Here is a 20,186-nt window from a genome sequence, read left to right on the forward strand (position 1 = left end):
CCCGTTCTAATGAATGGGGGTGTTTCTTTATTGCGTGGAATTTGTATCCTCAATCTTTAAACATTAAAACTTATTCAAATTATAAAGAAATAAAGCTACTCTAAAATTATTTACCTAATTAGAAATTTAATATGCAATGGATCGTAATTAAAACTTTCTCATTTCCTTATGAGGCACAAATTGCAAAGACTCAACTAGAAGCATTTGAAATTCCTGCTTATATTGAAAATGAGCATACAATTAATATGGATTGGTTTTATTCTAATGCTTTAGGTGGGGTTCGTTTATTAGTTCCAGAAAACTATGTTGATGAAGCGAAGTCATTTCTTGAAAAAGACTTTAGTGATGAGCTTGAACAAAAGTTTGGGGAGAGTAAAGGATGTTGCCCTGAGTGTGGAAGTTTGGATATAGAAGTTAATACTAAAGGAAAAAAATCTGCCTTTTTAGCGTTTATGTTTTTCGGTCTACCTTTATTTTCTTTTAAAAATGGTAATAGATGTAAGCGTTGTGGACACTTTTGGAATTAAATATATAGTAAAAGATTATTGATTATCTTAATTATGGAACCTGATGTAGGGATATTGGATTTAGTTCTATCTCTGCAATTAATGTGTTATGTATATAAGATGTTGTTATTAAATAGAATAAATTATTTTGATGGCCGTTTAATTTAATAAATATAAGGACTTATTTAATGGTAGATAAAAAACAGCTAACTCAAAAGCAAATAGAGTTACTCCTTGAATTATTAAAGAATAGATTTGAAAAAAATACACATCGTCATACAGAAATAAAGTGGTCGGATGTGCAAAATAAACTAATTAAGGTTCCTGATAAGCTTTGGTCATTGCAGGAAATGGAAAATACAGGAGGAGAGCCTGATGTTATTGTTTTTGACCAGCAGAAAGACCAGTATTTATTTGTAGATTGCTGTCTTGAGACACCTAAAGGTCGTAGAAGCCTTTGCTATGATCGTGAGGCCCTAGAATCTAGAAAAGATCATCCTCCTAAAAATAGCGCAATAGATGTAGCTAAGAAAATGGGAGTTGAACTTTTAACAGAAGAGCAATATTACCAATTACAAGAAATTGAAGAGTTTGATCTTAAAACATCAAGTTGGCTCAAAACCCCAAATGAAATTCGTAAACTAGATGGAGCACTTTTTGCTGATCGTCGATATGGTCGTGTCTTTATTTATCATAATGGAGCGCAGTCTTATTATGCTGCCCGTGGTTTCCGTTGTTGCTTAAGAGTATAGGTATTGCATTGTATTTGAATAAAAAGAAGAGGCTTTGATGTTTTATGCCAAGAAAATGGAGATTCTTGCAACTTTTGATTGATGGCAAACATGACAAGATATGTTCTGGAATTAAATAAAAACATCAGGACATCTGTAGAAATGCAACCCAACCCAATTTACTATAATGAACAACATATTGCTTTTGCTGATAATGTTCGTCGATTTGTACAAAAAGAAATGGCTCCTTTCGTTAATGAATGGGATGAGGCTGAGACATTCCCAAGAGAGCTATATAAAAAGGCTGCTGAAATTGGTCTATTAGGTTTAGGTTTTTCTGAGGAACATGGCGGTATTCCTGATGCAGATCCATTTTATTCATTACTGGCTGGTGTAGAAATGGCAAAAGCTGGTTCGGGTGGAGTACATATTTCACTCATGGTGCATACCATTGGTGCTCCACCGATTCAGCATTTTGGAAGTGAAGAACTAAAGTCAAGAGTTTTACCAGGGATTATTTCTGGAGAAAAAATTTCAGCATTAGCGATTACAGAACCTGGTGGTGGCTCGGATGTTGCTGCATTACAGACTAAAGCTGTTCGTGATGGGGATTATTATGTTGTCTCGGGTGAGAAAACATTTATCACATCGGGAATTCGTGCAGATTACTATACTGTTGCAGTGCGTACAGATCCAACCAAAACAGGTGCTGAAGGCATTTCAATGTTGTTAATTGATGCACACAGTGAAGGAATTACTAAAACACCTTTAAAGAAAATGGGATGGTGGGCTTCTGATACAGCTCATTTGCATTTTGATCAAGTGAGAGTACCTGCATCAAATCTGCTTGGCAAAGAAAATGCTGGTTTTAAAGTTATTATGAATAATTTTAATATGGAGCGTTTTTTCTTGGGAGTAGTCGCTTATGGGTATGCATTAGTCTGTTATGAAGAAGCTTTAGACTGGGCGCAACAAAGGAAAACTTTTGGGAAGAGATTAATTGATCATCAGGTGGTTCGTCATAAATTAGTAGATATGGCAACGCAATTAACCTCAACACGAGCCTTGCTTGAAGAAACTGCATGGAAAATGACTCAGCCGAAGTTACAAGGACCTGAGTTGGTGGCACAAATTTCAATGCTGAAAAATGTTGCGACTCGCACTATGCAATTTTGTGCTGATGCAGCTGTGCAAACATTAGGTGGTATGGGCTTTATGCGAGGTACTAAGTCTGAACGTATTTACCGTGAAGTAAAGGTCAATATGATTGGCGGTGGTGCTGAAGAAATTATGAAAGATTTGATTAGTAAACAGCTTGGTTATTAATTCTTGCAGGGTGGTCATTGGGCCACCTTTTTTATTTTAATGCCATCTCCCAAACCATTTCGGTTAACTCATCAATTTTGACTTTACCTTCAGATTTATACCAAGTGACAGTCCATGAAATCGCACCACCAACTAATCTTCGCCAAATAAAGGCATCATGTTTTATTTGGCCCTGAGTACGTAACTTTTCAATGACATCTAACCAGATTTGTTCATATTCATTACGTATTTCTAAAAGATAATCTTGTTTTTCTTTTGACAGCGCAAACCACTCATAAACTAAAACAGCCATGGCTGCACCAGTATCTCCAGTAATTGAAATGAGTTCTGCTTTAATAAGAGCTCGTAATTGGTGTTCTGGATCGGTAGATTGAGCTGCTGCCTCTTCTAAACGAGCAAGATTGTAAATGATAGTTTGCTCCATTACGTGAGCGAGGATGTCATCTTTACTCTTGAAGTGATGAAATAAGCTACCTGATTGAATTCCAATAAATTGAGCAAGTTCGCGGACAGTGGTTTTATCATAACCTTGTTTGTGAAATAGATAGGCAGCTCCCTGTAATAAACGACCACGCGGGCTATCGTCAAAGCAAGAAATATGTGGAATCTGTTCAATTGAAGTCGCAATCATACGAAAGCTGGATCCTTTATATAAAAATATTTACGGAAAAAATTTTGCTAAATCTCACCATGTTTTAGGCTAGTTGTCGAGTTTGGCAGTTTTAGTCAATTTCACAATAACATTTTGCTCTTTACAAACCAAGCGCTTGCTTGGTAATGTTGAGTGTAATTTTTAAACAAAATAATGAGAAACAAGATGGCAAGTAATCAACAGGATGATGAGCGTGTCGTAAAAATAGGGTGTGCCTCAGGTTTTTGGGGAGATACCAATACTGCTGCTTTTCAATTGGTACATCTAACCGATATTAATTATTTGGTTTTTGATTACTTGTCAGAAATCACCATGTCGATTATGGCCAAAGCGAAAATGGTAGAGCCGAAACATGGCTATGCTTTAGATTTTGTCAGTCGTGTCATGGCGCCTCTACTTAAAAAAATTGCAGAGAAAAAGATTAAGGTGATTAGTAATGCTGGTGGTGTTAACCCATTGGCATGTCGAGATGCCTTGCAAAAAATAATTAAAGAATATGGTCTAGACCTGAAAATTGCCGTGGTGTTAGGTGATGATCTTTTGACAAAACATGAGCAGCTAAAATCACAGAATATTCAGGAAATGTTTAGTGGGGAAGCTTTGCCAGAACAGGTGGCGAGTAGTAATGCCTATTTAGGTGCGGTTGCTATTCGTGACGCCTTAGACTTAGGCGCAGATATTGTGATTACTGGCCGTGTAGTTGACTCTGCTGTGGTGCTTGCCCCTTTACTTCATGAATATCAATGGTCTTTAGATGACTACGATAAGTTGGCGCAAGGTTCGTTGGCAGGTCATGTGATTGAATGTGGTGCTCAATGTACGGGTGGTAATTTTACCGATTGGCAATTGGTGCAGGGCTTCGACAATATGGGTTTTCCAGTGGTTGAAGTGAGTGAAGATGGCTCATTTGTTGTAACTAAGCCTCAAGGTACAGGTGGTCTAGTTTCTACCGCTACGGTTGCTGAGCAAATTGTTTATGAAATTAGTAGCCCACAAGCATATTTATTACCCGATGTAATTGCTGATTTCAGCCACGTGCATTTAGAGCAAGTCGGCGAGCACCGAGTTCGTGTGACGGGAGCGAAAGGCCAAGCACCGACTGCGCAATATAAAGTCAGTGCGACCTATCCAGATGGATATCGGGTTTTAGTGAGTTTTTTAATTGCAGGACGTGAGGCACCACAAAAAGCACAAATCATTGCCGATGCGATTTTGGCTAAGTGCGAACGTGTTTTAGCAATGCGCTCAGTGCCGCCATTTAGTGAAAAGTCTGTTGAAATTTTAGGTATTGAAAGTACCTATGGCGAACATGCCCAAACATTAAATAGTCGTGAAGTTGTGGTCAAAATAGCTGTAAAACACATGTTCAAAGAAGCATGTATGTTCTTTGCATCTGAAATTGCGCAGGCTTCAACAGGTATGGCTCCAGCTTTGGCAGGGATTGTGGGAGGGCGTCCAAAAGCATCGCCAGTGATTAAACTATTTTCATTCTTAATAGATAAAAATCAAGTAAGTGTCGAAATCGATTTTGAAGGAAAACGCTACCCAGTTGAGATTCCACAAGGAGTTTCTACAGAGCAATTGCCTACTTTAAAGGCAGGTGAAAATGCAATTTATCAAGGAGATGAAATTGAAGTTCCTTTGATTGAAATTGCGCATGCCCGCAGTGGTGATAAAGGCAATCATAGCAACATCGGTGTGATTGCGCGTAAAGCAGACTATTTGCCATGGATCCGTGCAGCACTGACGGAAGAGGCTGTTGCAAGCTATATGCAACATGTCTTGGATGCTGAGAAAGGGCGAGTAATCCGTTATGAGTTACCGGGTTTGAATGCACTGAATTTTATGTTGGAAAATGCCTTGGGTGGCGGTGGTGTTGCAAGCTTACGTATCGATCCACAAGGCAAAGCATTTGCACAGCAATTATTGGATATGCCTGTTAAAGTTCCGGCACATCTTTTAGAAAAATAAAATGAATGGATGAAAAAAAGATGAGTTATCAATCAATATTTAGACCAGATGCTTTCGCCAATAAAGTCATTATTGTGACAGGTGGTGGCTCAGGAATTGGACGCTGTACGGCACATGAGCTTGCAGCCCTCGGCGCTCAAGTAGTGATTACAGGACGAAAAATTGAAAAATTAGAGAAAGTAAGCCAAGAAATTATAGAAGATGGGGGCTTAGTTCATTTCATTGTTTGTGATAACCGTGAAGAAGAACAAGTGAAAAATATGATTGCCGAAGTGATTGAGAAATTCGGCAAACTAGATGGCTTGGTAAATAATGCTGGCGGCCAGTTCCCCTCAGCTTTAGAGAATATTTCAGCGAATGGTTTCGATGCAGTCGTGCGTAATAATTTACATGCAACTTTCTATCTAATGCGTGAAGCTTATAACCAATGGATGGCTAAACATGGTGGCAGTATCGTCAACATGACAGCTGATATGTGGGGCGGCATGCCAGGGATGGGACATTCTGGTGCTGCGCGTTCAGGGGTTGATAACTTAACTAAAACAGCATCGGTTGAGTGGGGGAAATCTGGTGTTCGTGTAAATGCAGTTGCACCGGGTTGGATCGTTTCATCTGGTATGGATAATTATAGCGGTGATTTTGCCAAAGTAATTATTCCAAGTCTTGCTGGTAATGTACCGTTAAAACGTATGGGAACTGAGTCAGAAGTGTCATCGGCGATTTGTTATTTACTGTCTGATGCTGCGGCTTTTGTGTCAGGTGTAACTTTGCGTATTGATGGTGCTGCATCGCAAGGGACAAGAATGTATCCACTAGCTGATGCGACAAATAGTCAGTCTTATAATGGTTTCCATCGCGCGTTTATTCCTGAAATTTTTCAGAAAAAGATTGAGGCTGAGGAGGAATAACAGTGACTATTCTCCAATCCGAAATTGCTGTCGGTAGTGAACAGTATCAAAAAAATAAAGAGGCACTGCTTGCTCAGCTGAGTGAAGTTCGTGCAATTCAGCAAAAAAGTATTGATAAATCGTATGCTGCTAAACCGAAATTCGATAAAAAGGGCAAGATTCTGCCGCATGAGCGTGTACGATTATTACTTGATGCTGATTCACCTTTCGTTGAGCTTTGTGGTTTGGTTGGCTACAACATGCATGATGACAAAGATGGTTCAGAAGCTGGTGGTGGTGTAATTGCTGGGATTGGTTTTGTCAGTGGTGTGCGTTGTCTGGTCTCTGCAAGTAATAGTGCGATTAAAGGCGGGACCATGTCTCCTATGGGTGTGCAGAAAACCTTGCGCTTGCAAAAAATTTCTTTAGAACAAAAACTTCCCTTGATTACGCTGACCGAAAGTGGAGGTGCCAACTTAAATTATGCTGCTGAAGTATTTACTTATGGTGGTATGACATTTGCCAATCAGGCACGTCTTTCTGCGGCAGGTATTCCACAGCTTGCAGTGGTGCATGGTAATGCAACGGCAGGCGGTGCTTATCAGCCCGGTCTTTCAGATTATGTAATTGCTGTACGTAAGCAAACCGAGATGCTTCTTGCAGGTCCCCCTTTACTCTTGGCTGCCACTGGTGAAGTAGCAACAGCTGAAGAGTTGGGCGGGGCAGAAATGCATGCGCAGGTTGCTGGAACCGCAGAATATTTGGCTGAAAATGATGCTGATGGTATTCGACTTGCACGTGAAATTTTTGAACATCTGAACTGGAAAGAGCAAATCAAACCAGTTGATGTAACTTATAAAGAACCTCGTTACGATACCGAGGAATTATTGGGTGTGATTCCAAGTGATCCTAAGCAACCATTTGATATGAAAGAAGTGGTTGCCCGCATTATTGATGATTCAGATTTTCTAGAATTTAAACAGGAATATGATGATTTAACGGTATGTGGCTGGGCAAAGATTGGCGGATTACATATCGGTATTATTACCAATAATGGTCCGATTACACCCCAAGGGGCGGCGAAGGCAGCCCAGTTTATTCACCTGTGTGAACAGACTAACCGTCCGTTATTATTCTTACATAACACTACTGGTTTTATGGTGGGAACCGATGCAGAGCAAAATGGCATTATTAAACATGGCTCAAAACTGATTCAAGCGGTTGCCAATTGTACCGTACCTAAAATTTCGATCGTTGTAGCAGGGTCATATGGCGCTGGCAATTACGCGATGTGTGGGCGAAGCCTATCACCAGACTTTATTTTTGCTTGGCCAAATTCGCATGTTGCCGTAATGGGTGCTGCTCAAGCCGGAAAAGTGCTACGCATTGTGGCTGAAGGAAAACAAAAAGCTTCCGGTCAGGAACCGAATCCGCAAATGCTCGATTTTCTTGAGCAAAGCACGGCCATGAAATTGGAGCAACAATCTACCGCGCTTTTCAATACGGCCATGCTACATGATGACGGCATTATCGACCCGCGAGATACCCGAAAATTATTAATTTTCCTTTTACAAACCATTTATGAAGCACAGCAACGAGAGCTAAATCCAACTCGTTTTGGTGTGTCTCGTTTTTAATCAACCTTTACCGCAATTAAAAAAATTAATAGGAATAACACAATGAAATTTACTGCTGAACATGAAGCATTGCGCCGTACAGCTCGTCAATTTGTTCAAAATGAGCTGAATCCACATATTCCAGAATGGGAGGCCGCGGGACGATTCCCAATCCATGAAGTATTTAAGAAGATGGGTAATCTTGGTTTATTAGGAATTTGCAAGCCAGAAGAAAATGGCGGTTTAGCGTTAGATTATTCGTATAACCTCGTGGTTGCAGAAGAAATTGGCTATGCAGCTTGTGGCGGGGTGCCTTTAGCTATTGGTGTGCAAACCGATATGGCAACACCAGCCTTGGCCCGTTTTGGTAGTAAAGAATTACGTGATGAATTTTTAACACCAGCGATTGCTGGGGAATATGTGGCATCGATTGCAGTATCAGAAGTGCATGCCGGTTCGGATGTTGCTGCTATTAAAACAACAGCAAAAAAAGATGGCGATGACTATGTCATTAACGGCAGCAAAATGTGGATTACAAACTCATTGCAAGCCGACTTCTTTTGTCTTTTAGCCAATACGTCTGATGATAAACCACACGTGAATAAGTCGATGATTATTGTGCCAGCAAAAACCAAAGGGATTAGTTTTTCAGAACCACTTAATAAATTAGGGATGCGTTCAACGACCACAGCACAGGTTTATTTAGACAATGTACGTGTACCACAGCGTAACTTAGTGGGTGTCGAAGGCATGGGCTTCATGATGCAAATGATGCAATTTCAGGAAGAGCGCCTATGGGCTTGTGCCAATGCGATTGGCGGGTTGGAAAATTTAATCCAAAAGACCATCGACTATACAAAAGAGCGTACCACTTTTGGTCAACCCCTCATTAATAACCAATATATCCATTTCCGCTTTGCTGAACTTATGACCGAAGTGGAAGCACTCAAAGCATTAACTTATCAAGCATGTGAACAGCATATTGCGGGCGAAGATGTCACGATGTTGGCGTCTATGGCAAAACTCAAAGCTGGACGTTTAACTCGTGAAGTTGCTGATAGTTGTCTGCAATACTGGGGCGGCAATGGCTTCATGTGGGATAACCCTGCGTCGCAGCTGTATCGTGATGGCCGCCTAGGGTCTATTGGGGGCGGGGCAGATGAGATTATGTTGGGGATTATCTGTAAGTTGATGGATATTCTGCCTAAAAAGCACAAATAAAAATAAGGAATACACCATGACACTTTCGGCATCTTTACAAGCTTTAGATCTTGATGACAGCATTCAATTGGAACAAGACGGCAGTATTTTATACCTTTGGTTAAATCGACCAGAGAGCCGTAATGCCATGAACTTGAATATGGTAAATGCCATTCAACAAGTTTTTGCTGCTATTCTCGGTGATCTTTCGATTCGTGCGGTGATTATCCGTGGCGAAGGCGGGACTTTTTGTGCAGGTGGTGACATTAAAGATATGGTTGCTTTACGAATTGAAGCGACCAATGTCGGTACCTTGCAACCTTATGCTGATTTTAATCGCCGTTTTGGTGCCATGCTTGAGCAAGTTGAAGCTGCACCGCAAACGGTTGTGGTGATTTTAGAGGGTGCGGTGTTAGGTGGGGGATTTGGTCTGGCATGTGTTTCCGATGTTGCCATTAGCCGTGACAATACCCAGTTTGGTTTACCTGAAACAGGGCTTGGTGTGATTCCTGCACAAATTGCTCCTTTTGTGGTGAAACGTATTGGTCTAACTCAAGCTCGTCGATTAGCTTTATTAGGTATGCGCTTTGAAGGGCATACGGCACTGAATGTCGGTGTGGTTCATCAAATTGCACATAATGAAATTGAACTTGAGCAAGCTTTACAAGAAACAATTCAGCACATTAAACGAGCAGCTCCTCAAGCTTCGCGTGCGACTAAAGCACTGTTACATCGAACGCTCAATGAACCTTTAAATGAATTGCTTAATGATGCTGCACAGCAGTTTGCTCAAGCGGTTGGTGGTGCCGAAGCACAAGAAGGTACGATGGCTTTTATCCAGAAACGGTTGCCGAATTGGGCCGATGAATCATAAGCGATAGGGATAAAAATAATGAAATTTTCAAAAGTACTGATTGCCAATCGTGGTGAAATTGCAGTTCGAGTCATGCAAACAGCCAAAGCAATGGGCTATCAAACTGTGGCAGTTTATTCTGATGCAGACCGTAACGCTCGGCATGTACAAGAAGCCGATGAAGCTGTTTACATTGGGGCATCTAAAGTATCGGAGTCATATCTTTCAATTACCAAGATAATAGACGCATGCAAAAAAACAGGTGCTGATGCAGTTCACCCTGGTTATGGTTTTTTGTCAGAAAATACTGATTTTGCTCAGGCATGTATCAATAACCAGATTACATTTATTGGGCCTACTGCTTCTGCAATTGAGTTAATGGGCAGTAAACGCCTCTCAAAAATTGCCATGATTGAAGCAGGTGTACCTTGTGTGCCGGGCTATGAAGGTGATCGTCAAGACCTTGAATATTTAACAGCTCAAGCTGAGCAAGTTGGCTTTCCAATTATGGTAAAAGCCTCTGCGGGTGGCGGCGGTCGTGGCATGCGTTTGGTACAGCAAGCATCCGAGTTGTTTGAGGCATTACAAACCGCACGTTCAGAAGCTGAAAATGCTTTTGGTTCGGGGGAGTTGATTTTAGAAAAAGCAGTCATTGCTCCACGCCATGTCGAAATTCAGGTTTTTGGTGATACACATGGTAATTATGTGTATTTGTTCGAGCGTGATTGTTCAATCCAGCGCCGTCATCAAAAGGTCGTTGAAGAAGCACCTTGTCCGGTGATGACGCCTGAACTGCGTCAGAAAATGGGTGAGGCAGCCGTAGCAGCGGCAAAAGCATGTGCTTACGTCGGGGCTGGTACAGTTGAGTTTTTGCTAGATGCATCGGGTGCATTTTATTTTTTAGAAATGAATACCCGTTTGCAGGTAGAACATCCTGTGACTGAGCTTATTACAGGATTGGACTTGGTTGAATGGCAGTTGCGTGTGGCGAATGGTGAGCAGTTACCTTTAAAGCAACAGGAATTGACCTTAAACGGTCATGCCATCGAAGTACGTTTGTATGCAGAAGAGCCACGCCAAGATTTCTTGCCACAAACAGGTCAAGTCTTACGTTGGAAGCCCGCAACTTTGCCAAATGTACGAATAGATCATGGGATGTTGGCAACTGATGAGGTTAGCCCATTTTATGACCCGATGGTGGCGAAGGTGATTGCATATGGGAAAACCCGTGAGGATGCGATTCGCTTACTGGCGCGTGCAGTTGATGACTGTGTGTTGCTAGGTGTAAATAGTAATAAGCAGTTTTTGGTCAATTTACTGCGTCATCCAATCGTGGTTGCAGGGGATACTAATACTGCATTCATTCAACAGCATTTTCAAAACGACAGCAGTCTACATAAGCAGGTTCTATCTTTAGAAACCTTAGCTATTGCTGCGGCATTATTTAGCCAAAGAAAAGGAACTGTGGCATGGCAAACGGGTCTTGGCGTGTCGTTACCTTTGATGTTGAAATATGATGAACAGCAAATTCAATTGCAGCTTTCATCTGTAAATAACAGGTTTACGGTAGAGCTCTGTGATCAATCAGTTTGTATTGAAGTGCTTGAGAGAATGCCAGAGCAATTAGTTTATTTAATTGATGGTGTACGCCGCCGTGTGCAATATGTACTGGAGGATGATCAGCTTTATTTAGATCGAGATAATGGCAATGTTGCAATTCGCAACGTAACTTATGCCGCCCCAGAGATAGCTGATGTGGCTGGTGATGGCAAAATTCGTGCGCCAATGGATGGTGCGGTAGTGAATATATTGGTCAATAAAGGTGATCAAGTCATAAAAGGCCAAACTTTATTAGTGCTTGAAGCCATGAAAATCCAACAGCAGATTAAATCGGATGTGGATGGTGTAGTTGAAGATGTTTTAGGTCAGCAAGGGCAGCAAGTAAAAAAACGGCAGATGTTATTTACTATTCAAATCTAGTAAAAAATACCGCTCTATATGAGCGGTATTTTACTTTAAATGAGGAGTCCTGATTTATTCTCCATCGGCCTCTGCAATTGTCTGACTTGCTTTTTTTAGGCTATATAGTAGTTGACCTAAAAGGACTTCTTTATTACTTAGCGTAACCATGACCATTGGGTGATGAACAGCAGGAATAGCAGTTAAAATGGCCTTGCCATTATCTGCATCTAAAGTAATGTTGTTACAGCCCGTGAGTTGAATCTCTTTTAAAAATGCAGTGACCATTGCCAAAATTGAGCTACTTACGGCTGCTAGCTTAGTAGTGTTATGGTGGTTCTTGTGGCTCACTGTTGCTAATTCAAAACCATCAGAAGAGCAAATCATGACAAAATCTACACCACGCGTATTCATCAAAATATTATGAGCTTCGGCTTTTGCAAGTTGTAGTAACTGTGTTGGAGCGGTTCGTTTTTGAGTTGGGATACTAAGCATGATCATTCCCTTGAGATGTTAAGCCTACCTTGACTTCAAGTGATGCAATTAATGATTCAACCATCATTAAAATTTGTTCTTGCTCACGTGCATCAATAAAAAAAAGAGGGTATGGTAGTGCATTTGCTTTTATCCAATGACGATATTGTTGAAGTGATGACTCTTTATTTTCGTCAACATGAGTAATACCAATTGCAATATTATCATTATAATTTTTAAAGGTTTCTAAATAGCTTTCTAACTCGGCAATTGGATCAGAACTATTATGATCTAATAATAAAATAACACCGATTGCACCTTCACAAATGACCGACCATATAAAATCAAAACGGCTTTGTCCTGGGGTTCCATAGAGTCCGATTTTGATTCCGTCATCTAAAGTAATTTCACCATAATCAATGCCTACAGTGGTCTGGGTTTTCTGATGGCTTTGAACATCTGTATTGAATGCTTCTGTTTCTAGAATTGGAATTTCAGATAGCGATTTAATCGCTTCTGTTTTTCCTGCCCCCATACTACCTGCAAAGACAATTTTATATTGCTGTATAATCATAACTTCCCTTAAAGACCAAATCGCCGTCTAATTTTCCCTATAAAATTTTTTAAAAAATGATTCTCTGTATTTGAATTCTCTAAGTACAAATTTGGCGTGTAAGTGCATTTGCTTGCAGAAACAAATTTTCCATTATTTGCCATTAAGCAAGCTGTAACGAAGCGTAAGACATCATCAATTGATAAGTTAAGCTGGTTAGCCACATCAGTAATTTTTGCTCCCTGTATAAAGCATGCAGAGAGTTGTAGGCTCACTTTTCTATATTCTTTTTGATAGGGCTGTGGCCAATGATCAATTTTAAAATAGCTATCCTTCGAGGCTAGATTTTCAAAATTGTTTGAATTCCAAATCAGATTCCATAACCAGTCCTGTAAATAATAATCTTTTTTACGCGAAACCTTAGTGAAGTCTGAAGTATTAGCAAAAGTAAAATTAAAGCTTTGATTGGTTTGCGTATGTTGGCGTGATGGCTCTAACCAAGCAATTTGAGTTCTATTATCAATAATGGCTAGAGTACCTTTATCATCAAAAATATGTAGTCTGGCATTTTCTGGACTGTGTAAATTCCTTATAAACTTATCATCAATCACCAGTGGCTCATTTGATAAATCTGAAACTACAGCAGTATTTTTTTTGTTTAGATACGATAATAAGTTTATTTCTATCCAGCTTAGTAGAGATTCTACTTTTTCTAGTGGCAGATGCAGGGTGTGTTCATCAACTTGATATCCATTTTTTGAGGGAGTTTTACTAATTTTTAAATAAGGACATTTTTTATTTTGAAGAATATTTTGAATATTATCTGAATCAAAAAAGTTTTCGTTAATTAATAATAGATCAATATGAATATTAGAAATATTAACCCAATTAATATCATACTTATTAGATATTAAATTTCTGATTAAAGTTTTTAATTCATCCGAAACTTTTAAGCTTAAACCAGAGGTTGCAATATTTATGCAATGCCTATCCATAGTATCACATTAAATTTTATTGAATAAGAGAGGGGTTTTAATGTGCTCTTTATAATAGGTATAAAAAGCACATTTCAGATTAATTAGCTAAAGTCTAACTCTTTTTCAAATGACTTTAACTCATGACGAGCCATTGCTAAATTTGACTTACTACGGTCAAGGACTAAGTAAAGGAATAAATTATTATTGCTTTCTAGAGGTCTAATTAAATGGTAAGCCTTACCTAATGTAATTAAGATATCTTCAATATTGTCATTTAATTTCAAAGCATTGGCGATGTTTCGTTTGGCGCGGATTACTTCTGTATTGCCGGCAGCTGCCAATTCTAAATCAATTTCCCCACCACCTTGAGTTGCAAGTGATAAACCACTTTCTGAATCAACAAGTGCAGATGCAATAAAACCATCAATTTCAGTTAAGCTATCTAAAGAAAGTTTAGCCATGTTTTTATCTCTCAGGATTCTAAAATTATATTTACTACTTTTTCCTAAAAGTAGTTGAAATTCATTATATTTCTGCTCAATTTGAAGTCAATAAATCAAAGAAATAGAGAAATTGTTGTTTTGGGAAATAAGTGACAGAAAATGTCAGATTATAAAAAATATTATAAGATTATTTTTACATTATACTTTTAATATTGTGCTGAGTTTTACATTATATATTTTAAAATCTGAATAAAACAATTGTAATAGAATGTTAATAAAATATTGAAAAATAAAATATTCTAGTTTTAATTATAAAAAAGGGAATAATGAATTCCCCTTTTTTATATAAAAATTAAATTAAACGAGCTGTGTATAAATACAGTAGAGATAGCCCAAAATTGCTAAAGCAACTACAGGGGCAACAATCTTTGACCATGTAGGTACAGAAATTTCAGCAGCTTGTTCTTCAATATGCACGTCATCATGATGAGGTTGGGCTTGGTGAACCATTTGGTTGAACTCCTTCATTGTTGTATCCAATGATAGCTCTTCTTGTTCCACAGGTTTAGAACCAATTAATTCATTTAGGTGGTTTGTTGACCAAACCCAATCTTCAGCTTGACCTGATAAGTGTTCAATCTGACCTAAAATTAATTCTTTTAAGCCATTATGCCCAAAACCACCTGTTTCATCGAGCTGATTAAGTTCTGCTAACTGCAAAGTTAAAATTTCAGAAATACTCTGTTCTAGTTCTGAATTTTTTAAAGTCGACTGATTATGTTTAGAAGTCGTTAAATGACGAGCAACTTCTTGAATATAAAGTGGATCTGAGGTTTTGATTTCTTGATAAATCTTATTATCATTCTGACGCCATAAACTAATCAGTTTTCCAAGCGTAAGAATATTCACCTCATCAATCAGTTTATTTTTTTCATTAACTGGATATTGATTTAAAAGCTGAGGCTTTTGAATTTTTATCTGCTCAGCAAAGTATTGGACTAAATCAAATGCCATGCTTTCTTCCTCTAAATTTAATCTAAAATTCTTAACGATGGTTTTTTCTTAGTCGATGTTGTTTCAGTTGCTTCTTGTACTTCTGACTCTACTGTATTTTCTACAGGTGTTACATTGGCATATTCTTCAGGATCAAAGAATAAACCTTGTCCATTCTCACGTGCGTAAATCCCTAAAACAGCTTGAATAGGAACATAAATATCTTTTGACGCTCCGCCAAAACGAGCAGAAAAAGTAATAGCTTCATTGGTAATAAGCAATTGATGAACTGCATGGGGCACAATATTTAGAACAATTTGCCCATCTTTAACAAATTGTTGCGGAACGTCGGTATGCGGTTGTGTCGCATCAACTAATAGATAAGGAGTAAGCTGGTTATCACAAATCCATTCATAGATTGCACGAGCAAGATAAGGACGTGTAGGGGTTAAATCAATAGTTTGCTCAGACATATCACGCTATTCCATATTTAATAGTTCATTGTAACGGTTTTTCTCTTGAGGCGTCATTGATTTAGCAAAAGAAGGCCGTTCAAAGATACGTTTACAGTACAAAAATATAGGTCGACAGTGCTGTTTGGGTAAATCAATTCCCATGCTGTTTAATCTTAAAAAGATAGGGGCAAGCATGCAGTCTAAGATTGTAAAATTCTCAGACATGAAATACGGAAAATGCTGAAATAGGGGAGTAAGTGAAATTAATGTTTCACGTAGTTCTTTTTGAGATTTTTGCTTTTGTTCGACATTTAGTGAGTCAGTATGTTTTAACATGTGATCTGCTAACTTAAACCAGTCGTTTTCAAGTCTCCAGATATACTGACGCTGTTCCGCACGCATCATAGGCGCATCTGCATAAAGCTTACTTTGACGATAGCGATCATCTAAATATTCAGCGATGATAGGTGCTGAAAATAATTTAAGATTTTGTTCGACCAACATCGGTAATTGGTTGTAAGGATTTAAGCTGGCTAAATCTTCATCTTCATGGTCAGTTATGATTAATTGATATTTGATTTGTTTTTCTGCTAATAAGAAACGAATCCAATGAGAACGGAAATCATCAGCATGACTGTAAAGGGTAATCCCCTGAATAGAGGTGTTTTCGACCGACATATCACAAGACGACGTGGTTGAGTGAATCGATTAGGATACTAAAAATGCTGTAGGAAATCACGGTTCTAAAGAGATAGTTTGTTTATATTTATAAGTTTGCATTTTGTGATTCTATTTTCATAATAAAAAAGCCTTGGAAAAATCCAAGGCTTTTTGTCCAACTCGATAAACGAATTAACGTTTAGAGAATTGAGGACGCTTACGAGCTTTACGTAAACCAAGTTTCTTACGTTCAACTTCACGAGCATCACGAGTAACGAAACCAGCTTGACGTAGAACAGGTTTTAAAGTTTCGTCAGCAGCGATAAGCGCACGAGTAATACCGTGACGGATCGCGCCAGCTTGACCACCGATACCACCACCTTTAACAGTGATGTAAAGGTCAAACTTTTCAGTAACTTCTAAAAGTTCTAAAGGTTGACGAACAACCATACGAGCAGTTTCACGACCGAAATATTGCTCTAAAGTACGGTTGTTAATAACGAGTTTACCTGTACCAGCTGACAAGAAAACACGTGCAGTTGCGGTCTTACGGCGACCTGTACCATAATTAGTAGCCATGTGCTGTATCCCTTAGATGTCCAAAACTTGTGGCTGTTGAGCAGCATGCGGATGCTCAGTACCAGCGTACACTTTCATTTTTTTGATCATTGCATAACCAAGAGGACCTTTTGGTAACATGCCTTTAACCGCTTTTTCAAGAACAGCTTCAGGTTTGTGAGCAATTAACTTCTCGAAGTTAGTCTCACGGATACCACCAGGGAAACCAGTATGGCGATAATATTTCTTATCAAGTGATTTTTTACCAGTCACTTGAACTTGTTCAGCATTAATCACAACGATGTAATCGCCAGTGTCAACGTGAGGAGTATAAGAAGTTTTGTGCTTACCGCGTAAACGACGAGCGATTTCAGTCGCAAGGCGACCTAAAGTTTTGCCAGAAGCATCAACAACATACCAGTCATGTTGAACTTCAGCTGGCTTAGCGCTGAGAGTTTTCATTAAACCACTACCTATTATAGTTGGTTTGGACTATGGAATCTGTCCAAACAAAAGGAGCGAGCATTCTAAACGAGTTTGTCCAAACTCACAAGAAAAATCCAGTTTAAGCCATATAATTTAATCCATAAACTGATGAATGTCAGATATGTTAAAATCAAACAAATTCTTGTTATGTGTCTGGAGTGATTGTGCTGCCATTATATGTCACTTCCGGTGAGCCGGCTGGTATTGGTCCAGATATTTGTTTGAGCTTGGCTAAGCGGGTTGATGAACGCCCTGTTGTTATCTTGGGTGACCGAGACTTATTAGAGCAACGTGCCCAAAAACTTGGGATCGATATTCAATTTATAGAATATACCAGACAGCCTGAGTCATCATCTCTGAATGAACTCTATATAGAACATGTGCCTTTAGAAGCAGCTGTCATTGATGGTCAATTAAACCCAGCTAATGCAGCTTATGTATTAGAGCAACTGCGTCGCTCAGCTGATTATGCAATGTCTGGTAAAAGTGTGGGAGTAGCCACGGCACCCGTGCAAAAATCGGTTATTAATGATGCTGGTATTTTGTTTAGTGGTCACACTGAATACTATCAAGAGTTTGCAGGTGTAGAGCGTGTCGTTATGATGCTTGCAACCAAAACCTTGCGTGTCGCTTTAGCGACTACACATTTACCTTTAAGAGATGTAGCAGATGCAATTACCAAAGAGCGATTGCATCAGGTTATTGATATTTTGCTGCATGACTTAAAAACTAAATTTAAGATTACAGACCCACGTGTACTCGTGTGTGGCTTAAATCCTCATGCAGGTGAAGATGGTTATTTGGGTCGTGAAGAGATTGAGACCATTAATCCAGTACTCGAAAGTTATCGAGCGCAAGGGTTTAAAATGAGTTTAAGCTTGCCAGCAGATACCTTGTTTACTCCAGAACATCTTAAAAATGCAGATGCTGTACTTGCCATGTACCATGATCAAGGTTTACCTGTGTTAAAATCACAAGGGTTTGGTGAAGCCATCAATATTACATTGGGTTTGCCTTTCATTCGAACTTCGGTTGACCATGGCACTGCGTTGTCTTTGGCTGGGACTGGTTTGGCAAAAAGCTCAAGTTTAAATGTCGCTGTTGATTTAGCTTTATCTTTAGCAGCGAGCTAAATTTTTCATGTTGGAAATGTTCTATGTATCAAATTAATGCCCTAAACCCGAAAGATGAAGGGCATAAAGCTCGTAAACGTTTTGGTCAAAACTTCTTACATGATCAACGAGTCATTGCCAAAATTGTGCGCTCTGTAAGTCCGCGTACAGGCGACAATATTGTCGAGATTGGACCTGGTTTAGCTGCCTTAACCTCTCCTTTAATTGGGGAGTGTGATGCATTAACAGTAGTGGAATTAGATCGTGACTTAGCTGCTGGGTTACCAGAACGTGTTCCACATCCTGAACGTTTGACGATTATAGAAGCTGACGCATTAAAATATGACTTTAGCGAACTGGTAAAAGATGGCCGACCATTACGTGTAGTCGGTAACTTACCTTATAACATTTCAACCCCATTACTTTTTCATCTCTTGGAATTTGGCAGCAAAGTTAAAGATATGCACTTTATGCTGCAAAAAGAGGTGGTTGACCGTATTACTGCTGAACCGAATACAAAAGAATATGGACGCTTGTCGGTGATGATTCAGTATTACTGTCAACCAACATTTTTATTTGAAGTGCCGGCTGGTGCATTTAACCCGCCACCTAAAGTAACGAGTGCGGTTTTCCGCCTTGTTCCTTATGATCAAAAGCCAATTACAGCAAAAGATGAAAAAGCTTTAGCTCGACTGGTTGCCCATGTATTTACTCAGCGCCGCAAAACTTTAAGAAACAGTCTTAAAGGTATGATTGCAGAAGATGGCTTTGAAAAAGCTGGTGTTGATCCGATGGCTCGTCCAGAGACCTTAACACTTGCCCAATTTGTTGCTTTGGCCGATCAAATGGTGGCGTAAATGACTAAGCGTTTTAACTATGTTATTGGTGATGTGCAGGGGTGTTTTGAAGCTCTAAAAGCATTGCTTAAAGAAATACGTTTTGATCCGGATCAAGACTTTTTATGGTTTGCTGGGGATTTAGTGGCACGTGGTGAAAACTCAGTAGGGGCATTACGTTTTATTAAAAAGCTTGCTGATCGTGGAGCTGCTGCAACTGTACTTGGAAATCATGACCTGACTTTAATTGCGGGTGCGCGTGGTTTAAAAGAGATTAAAGAAAAAGATCGCACGCAGGACGTTATTGATGCGATTGATGGTGATGAGTTAATCGATTGGTTACGTAAACAGCCATTATGTTTATTGCCAAACGAGCATACGATCCTTACTCATGCTGGCATACCTTGTATTTGGGATGCGCAAAAAACTGTAACGTTAGCAAAAGAGGTTGAGGCTGTACTCGCAAACGAAGATTTGTCTGTATTGGATGCTTTTTTAGCAGACATGTATGGTTCAAAACCAGATCTATGGGAAGATAACCTAACTGGTTCTGCGCGTTTACGTTGTATTACCAATTATTTGACTCGCATGCGTTTAACCAATGCCGAAGGGGCTTTAGAGTTTAGTTTTAAAGATTCTTTGGATGCCCCAATGCCGGAAGGTTATTTACCTTGGTTTGAATTTCCGAGCAAAGCAGCACAAACTCATCAGATTATTTTTGGTCACTGGGCTGCGCTCGAGGGCCGAACTATTAATGAGCAGATCCAGAATATCGATGGTGGCTGTGTTTGGGGCAGAAAATTAATGGCTTATCGATTTGAAGACAAAGAAATTTTTTCTGTTGAAAATCCTATACAAATATAAGAAAAGCAATGCTTTGCTATGAACGTAAGATGAAGCTTATAGCTGAGCTAAAAATAAAAAAAGCCGCAGAAGCG

The 20,186-nt window shown here is 39.3% G+C and carries 21 protein-coding genes and 1 pseudogene; 12 read left to right on the forward strand and 10 right to left on the reverse strand.

The window, feature by feature from the left end; translation table 11 throughout:
- Positions 1–131: 131 nt before the first annotated feature.
- From B806_RS0117505 to B806_RS0117515, 3 genes are all read left to right on the forward strand, one after another.
- A complete protein-coding gene (locus B806_RS0117505) occupies positions 132–527 on the forward strand; it encodes a DUF2007 domain-containing protein (protein WP_017386681.1) in 396 nt (131 codons plus the stop codon).
- A 167-nt stretch (positions 528–694) separates the two neighbouring features.
- The gene (locus tag B806_RS0117510; protein WP_017386682.1) at positions 695–1,258 is read left to right on the forward strand and encodes a DUF4256 domain-containing protein; all 564 of its coding nucleotides are present in this window, start codon (positions 695–697) and stop codon (positions 1,256–1,258) included.
- 141 nt (positions 1,259–1,399) lie between these two features.
- The gene (locus tag B806_RS0117515) at positions 1,400–2,563 is read left to right on the forward strand and encodes an acyl-CoA dehydrogenase family protein (protein ID WP_017386683.1); all 1,164 of its coding nucleotides are present in this window, start codon (positions 1,400–1,402) and stop codon (positions 2,561–2,563) included.
- 31 nt (positions 2,564–2,594) lie between these two features.
- Here the strand turns inward: B806_RS0117515 and B806_RS0117520 are convergent, their stop codons facing one another.
- Entirely contained in the window at positions 2,595–3,194 is a 600-nt protein-coding gene (locus tag B806_RS0117520; protein ID WP_017403296.1) for a TetR/AcrR family transcriptional regulator, read from the reverse strand.
- Positions 3,195–3,380: 186 nt separating this feature from the next.
- Between B806_RS0117520 and B806_RS0117525 the strand changes: the two genes are divergently transcribed.
- The 6 genes and pseudogenes from B806_RS0117525 to B806_RS0117550 all read left to right on the forward strand — a co-directional run bounded on the left by B806_RS0117525 (position 3,381) and on the right by B806_RS0117550 (position 11,722).
- Positions 3,381–5,186 (forward strand): acyclic terpene utilization AtuA family protein, encoded by a 1,806-nt coding sequence (locus B806_RS0117525; RefSeq protein WP_017403297.1) that lies wholly within the window; start codon positions 3,381–3,383, stop codon positions 5,184–5,186.
- A gap of 20 nt (positions 5,187–5,206) precedes the next feature.
- A complete protein-coding gene (locus B806_RS0117530) occupies positions 5,207–6,094 on the forward strand; it encodes an SDR family oxidoreductase (RefSeq protein WP_025466013.1) in 888 nt (295 codons plus the stop codon).
- Between the two features lie 2 nt (positions 6,095–6,096).
- Positions 6,097–7,710, forward strand: a complete 1,614-nt coding sequence (locus B806_RS0117535) for a carboxyl transferase domain-containing protein (RefSeq protein WP_017386687.1) — start codon at positions 6,097–6,099, stop codon at positions 7,708–7,710.
- Positions 7,711–7,752: 42 nt separating this feature from the next.
- A pseudogene (locus B806_RS0117540) lies at positions 7,753–8,930 on the forward strand (acyl-CoA dehydrogenase family protein).
- Positions 8,927–9,763 carry an enoyl-CoA hydratase-related protein gene (locus B806_RS0117545; RefSeq protein ID WP_017403298.1) on the forward strand — a complete coding sequence of 279 codons (837 nt, stop codon included), beginning with the start codon at positions 8,927–8,929 and terminating at the stop codon, positions 9,761–9,763. The pseudogene B806_RS0117540 and the gene B806_RS0117545 overlap by 4 nt, the downstream one beginning before the upstream one ends.
- A gap of 18 nt (positions 9,764–9,781) precedes the next feature.
- A complete protein-coding gene (locus tag B806_RS0117550) occupies positions 9,782–11,722 on the forward strand; it encodes an acetyl/propionyl/methylcrotonyl-CoA carboxylase subunit alpha (RefSeq protein WP_017403299.1) in 1,941 nt (646 codons plus the stop codon).
- Between the two features lie 54 nt (positions 11,723–11,776).
- Here the strand turns inward: B806_RS0117550 and B806_RS0117555 are convergent, their stop codons facing one another.
- From B806_RS0117555 to rplM, 9 genes are all read right to left on the reverse strand, one after another.
- Positions 11,777–12,196: a roadblock/LC7 domain-containing protein gene (locus B806_RS0117555; protein ID WP_002117819.1), complete on the reverse strand. Its 420-nt coding sequence runs from the start codon at positions 12,194–12,196 to the stop codon at positions 11,777–11,779.
- The gene (locus B806_RS0117560) at positions 12,189–12,749 is read right to left on the reverse strand and encodes an ATP/GTP-binding protein (protein ID WP_017386691.1); all 561 of its coding nucleotides are present in this window, start codon (positions 12,747–12,749) and stop codon (positions 12,189–12,191) included. Before B806_RS0117560 ends, B806_RS0117555 begins: the two co-directional genes overlap by 8 nt.
- Positions 12,750–12,757: 8 nt before the next feature.
- Positions 12,758–13,723, reverse strand: coding sequence for a hypothetical protein (locus tag B806_RS0117565; protein ID WP_017403300.1), 966 nt, complete (start codon positions 13,721–13,723; stop codon positions 12,758–12,760).
- 83 nt (positions 13,724–13,806) lie between these two features.
- Positions 13,807–14,166: a hypothetical protein gene (locus tag B806_RS0117570; protein WP_003656109.1), complete on the reverse strand. Its 360-nt coding sequence runs from the start codon at positions 14,164–14,166 to the stop codon at positions 13,807–13,809.
- Positions 14,167–14,505: 339 nt separating this feature from the next.
- Positions 14,506–15,162, reverse strand: coding sequence for a hypothetical protein (locus B806_RS0117575; protein WP_005065252.1), 657 nt, complete (start codon positions 15,160–15,162; stop codon positions 14,506–14,508).
- 17 nt (positions 15,163–15,179) lie between these two features.
- Positions 15,180–15,614, reverse strand: coding sequence for a ClpXP protease specificity-enhancing factor (locus tag B806_RS0117580; RefSeq protein WP_005065250.1), 435 nt, complete (start codon positions 15,612–15,614; stop codon positions 15,180–15,182).
- 6 nt (positions 15,615–15,620) lie between these two features.
- Positions 15,621–16,274: a glutathione S-transferase N-terminal domain-containing protein gene (locus tag B806_RS0117585; protein WP_017386693.1), complete on the reverse strand. Its 654-nt coding sequence runs from the start codon at positions 16,272–16,274 to the stop codon at positions 15,621–15,623.
- Between the two features lie 174 nt (positions 16,275–16,448).
- Positions 16,449–16,835, reverse strand: coding sequence for a 30S ribosomal protein S9 (gene rpsI / locus B806_RS0117590; protein ID WP_002048725.1), 387 nt, complete (start codon positions 16,833–16,835; stop codon positions 16,449–16,451).
- 12 nt (positions 16,836–16,847) lie between these two features.
- The gene (gene rplM, locus B806_RS0117595; protein WP_002117832.1) at positions 16,848–17,276 is read right to left on the reverse strand and encodes a 50S ribosomal protein L13; all 429 of its coding nucleotides are present in this window, start codon (positions 17,274–17,276) and stop codon (positions 16,848–16,850) included.
- A gap of 173 nt (positions 17,277–17,449) precedes the next feature.
- Between rplM and pdxA the strand changes: the two genes are divergently transcribed.
- From pdxA to B806_RS0117610, 3 genes are read left to right on the forward strand one after another with little or no spacing between them, the layout of a single operon-like run.
- Complete coding sequence (pdxA, locus tag B806_RS0117600) at positions 17,450–18,433, forward strand: 4-hydroxythreonine-4-phosphate dehydrogenase PdxA (protein ID WP_079381136.1); 984 nt, start codon at positions 17,450–17,452, stop codon at positions 18,431–18,433.
- Positions 18,434–18,456: 23 nt separating this feature from the next.
- Complete coding sequence (rsmA, locus tag B806_RS0117605) at positions 18,457–19,269, forward strand: 16S rRNA (adenine(1518)-N(6)/adenine(1519)-N(6))-dimethyltransferase RsmA (protein ID WP_005065242.1); 813 nt, start codon at positions 18,457–18,459, stop codon at positions 19,267–19,269.
- The gene (locus tag B806_RS0117610; protein WP_017386695.1) at positions 19,270–20,112 is read left to right on the forward strand and encodes a symmetrical bis(5'-nucleosyl)-tetraphosphatase; all 843 of its coding nucleotides are present in this window, start codon (positions 19,270–19,272) and stop codon (positions 20,110–20,112) included.
- Positions 20,113–20,186 lie beyond the last annotated feature (74 nt).

This window comes from Acinetobacter sp. TG2027 (assembly GCF_000302435.1).
GTDB lineage: Bacteria > Pseudomonadota > Gammaproteobacteria > Pseudomonadales > Moraxellaceae > Acinetobacter > Acinetobacter pittii.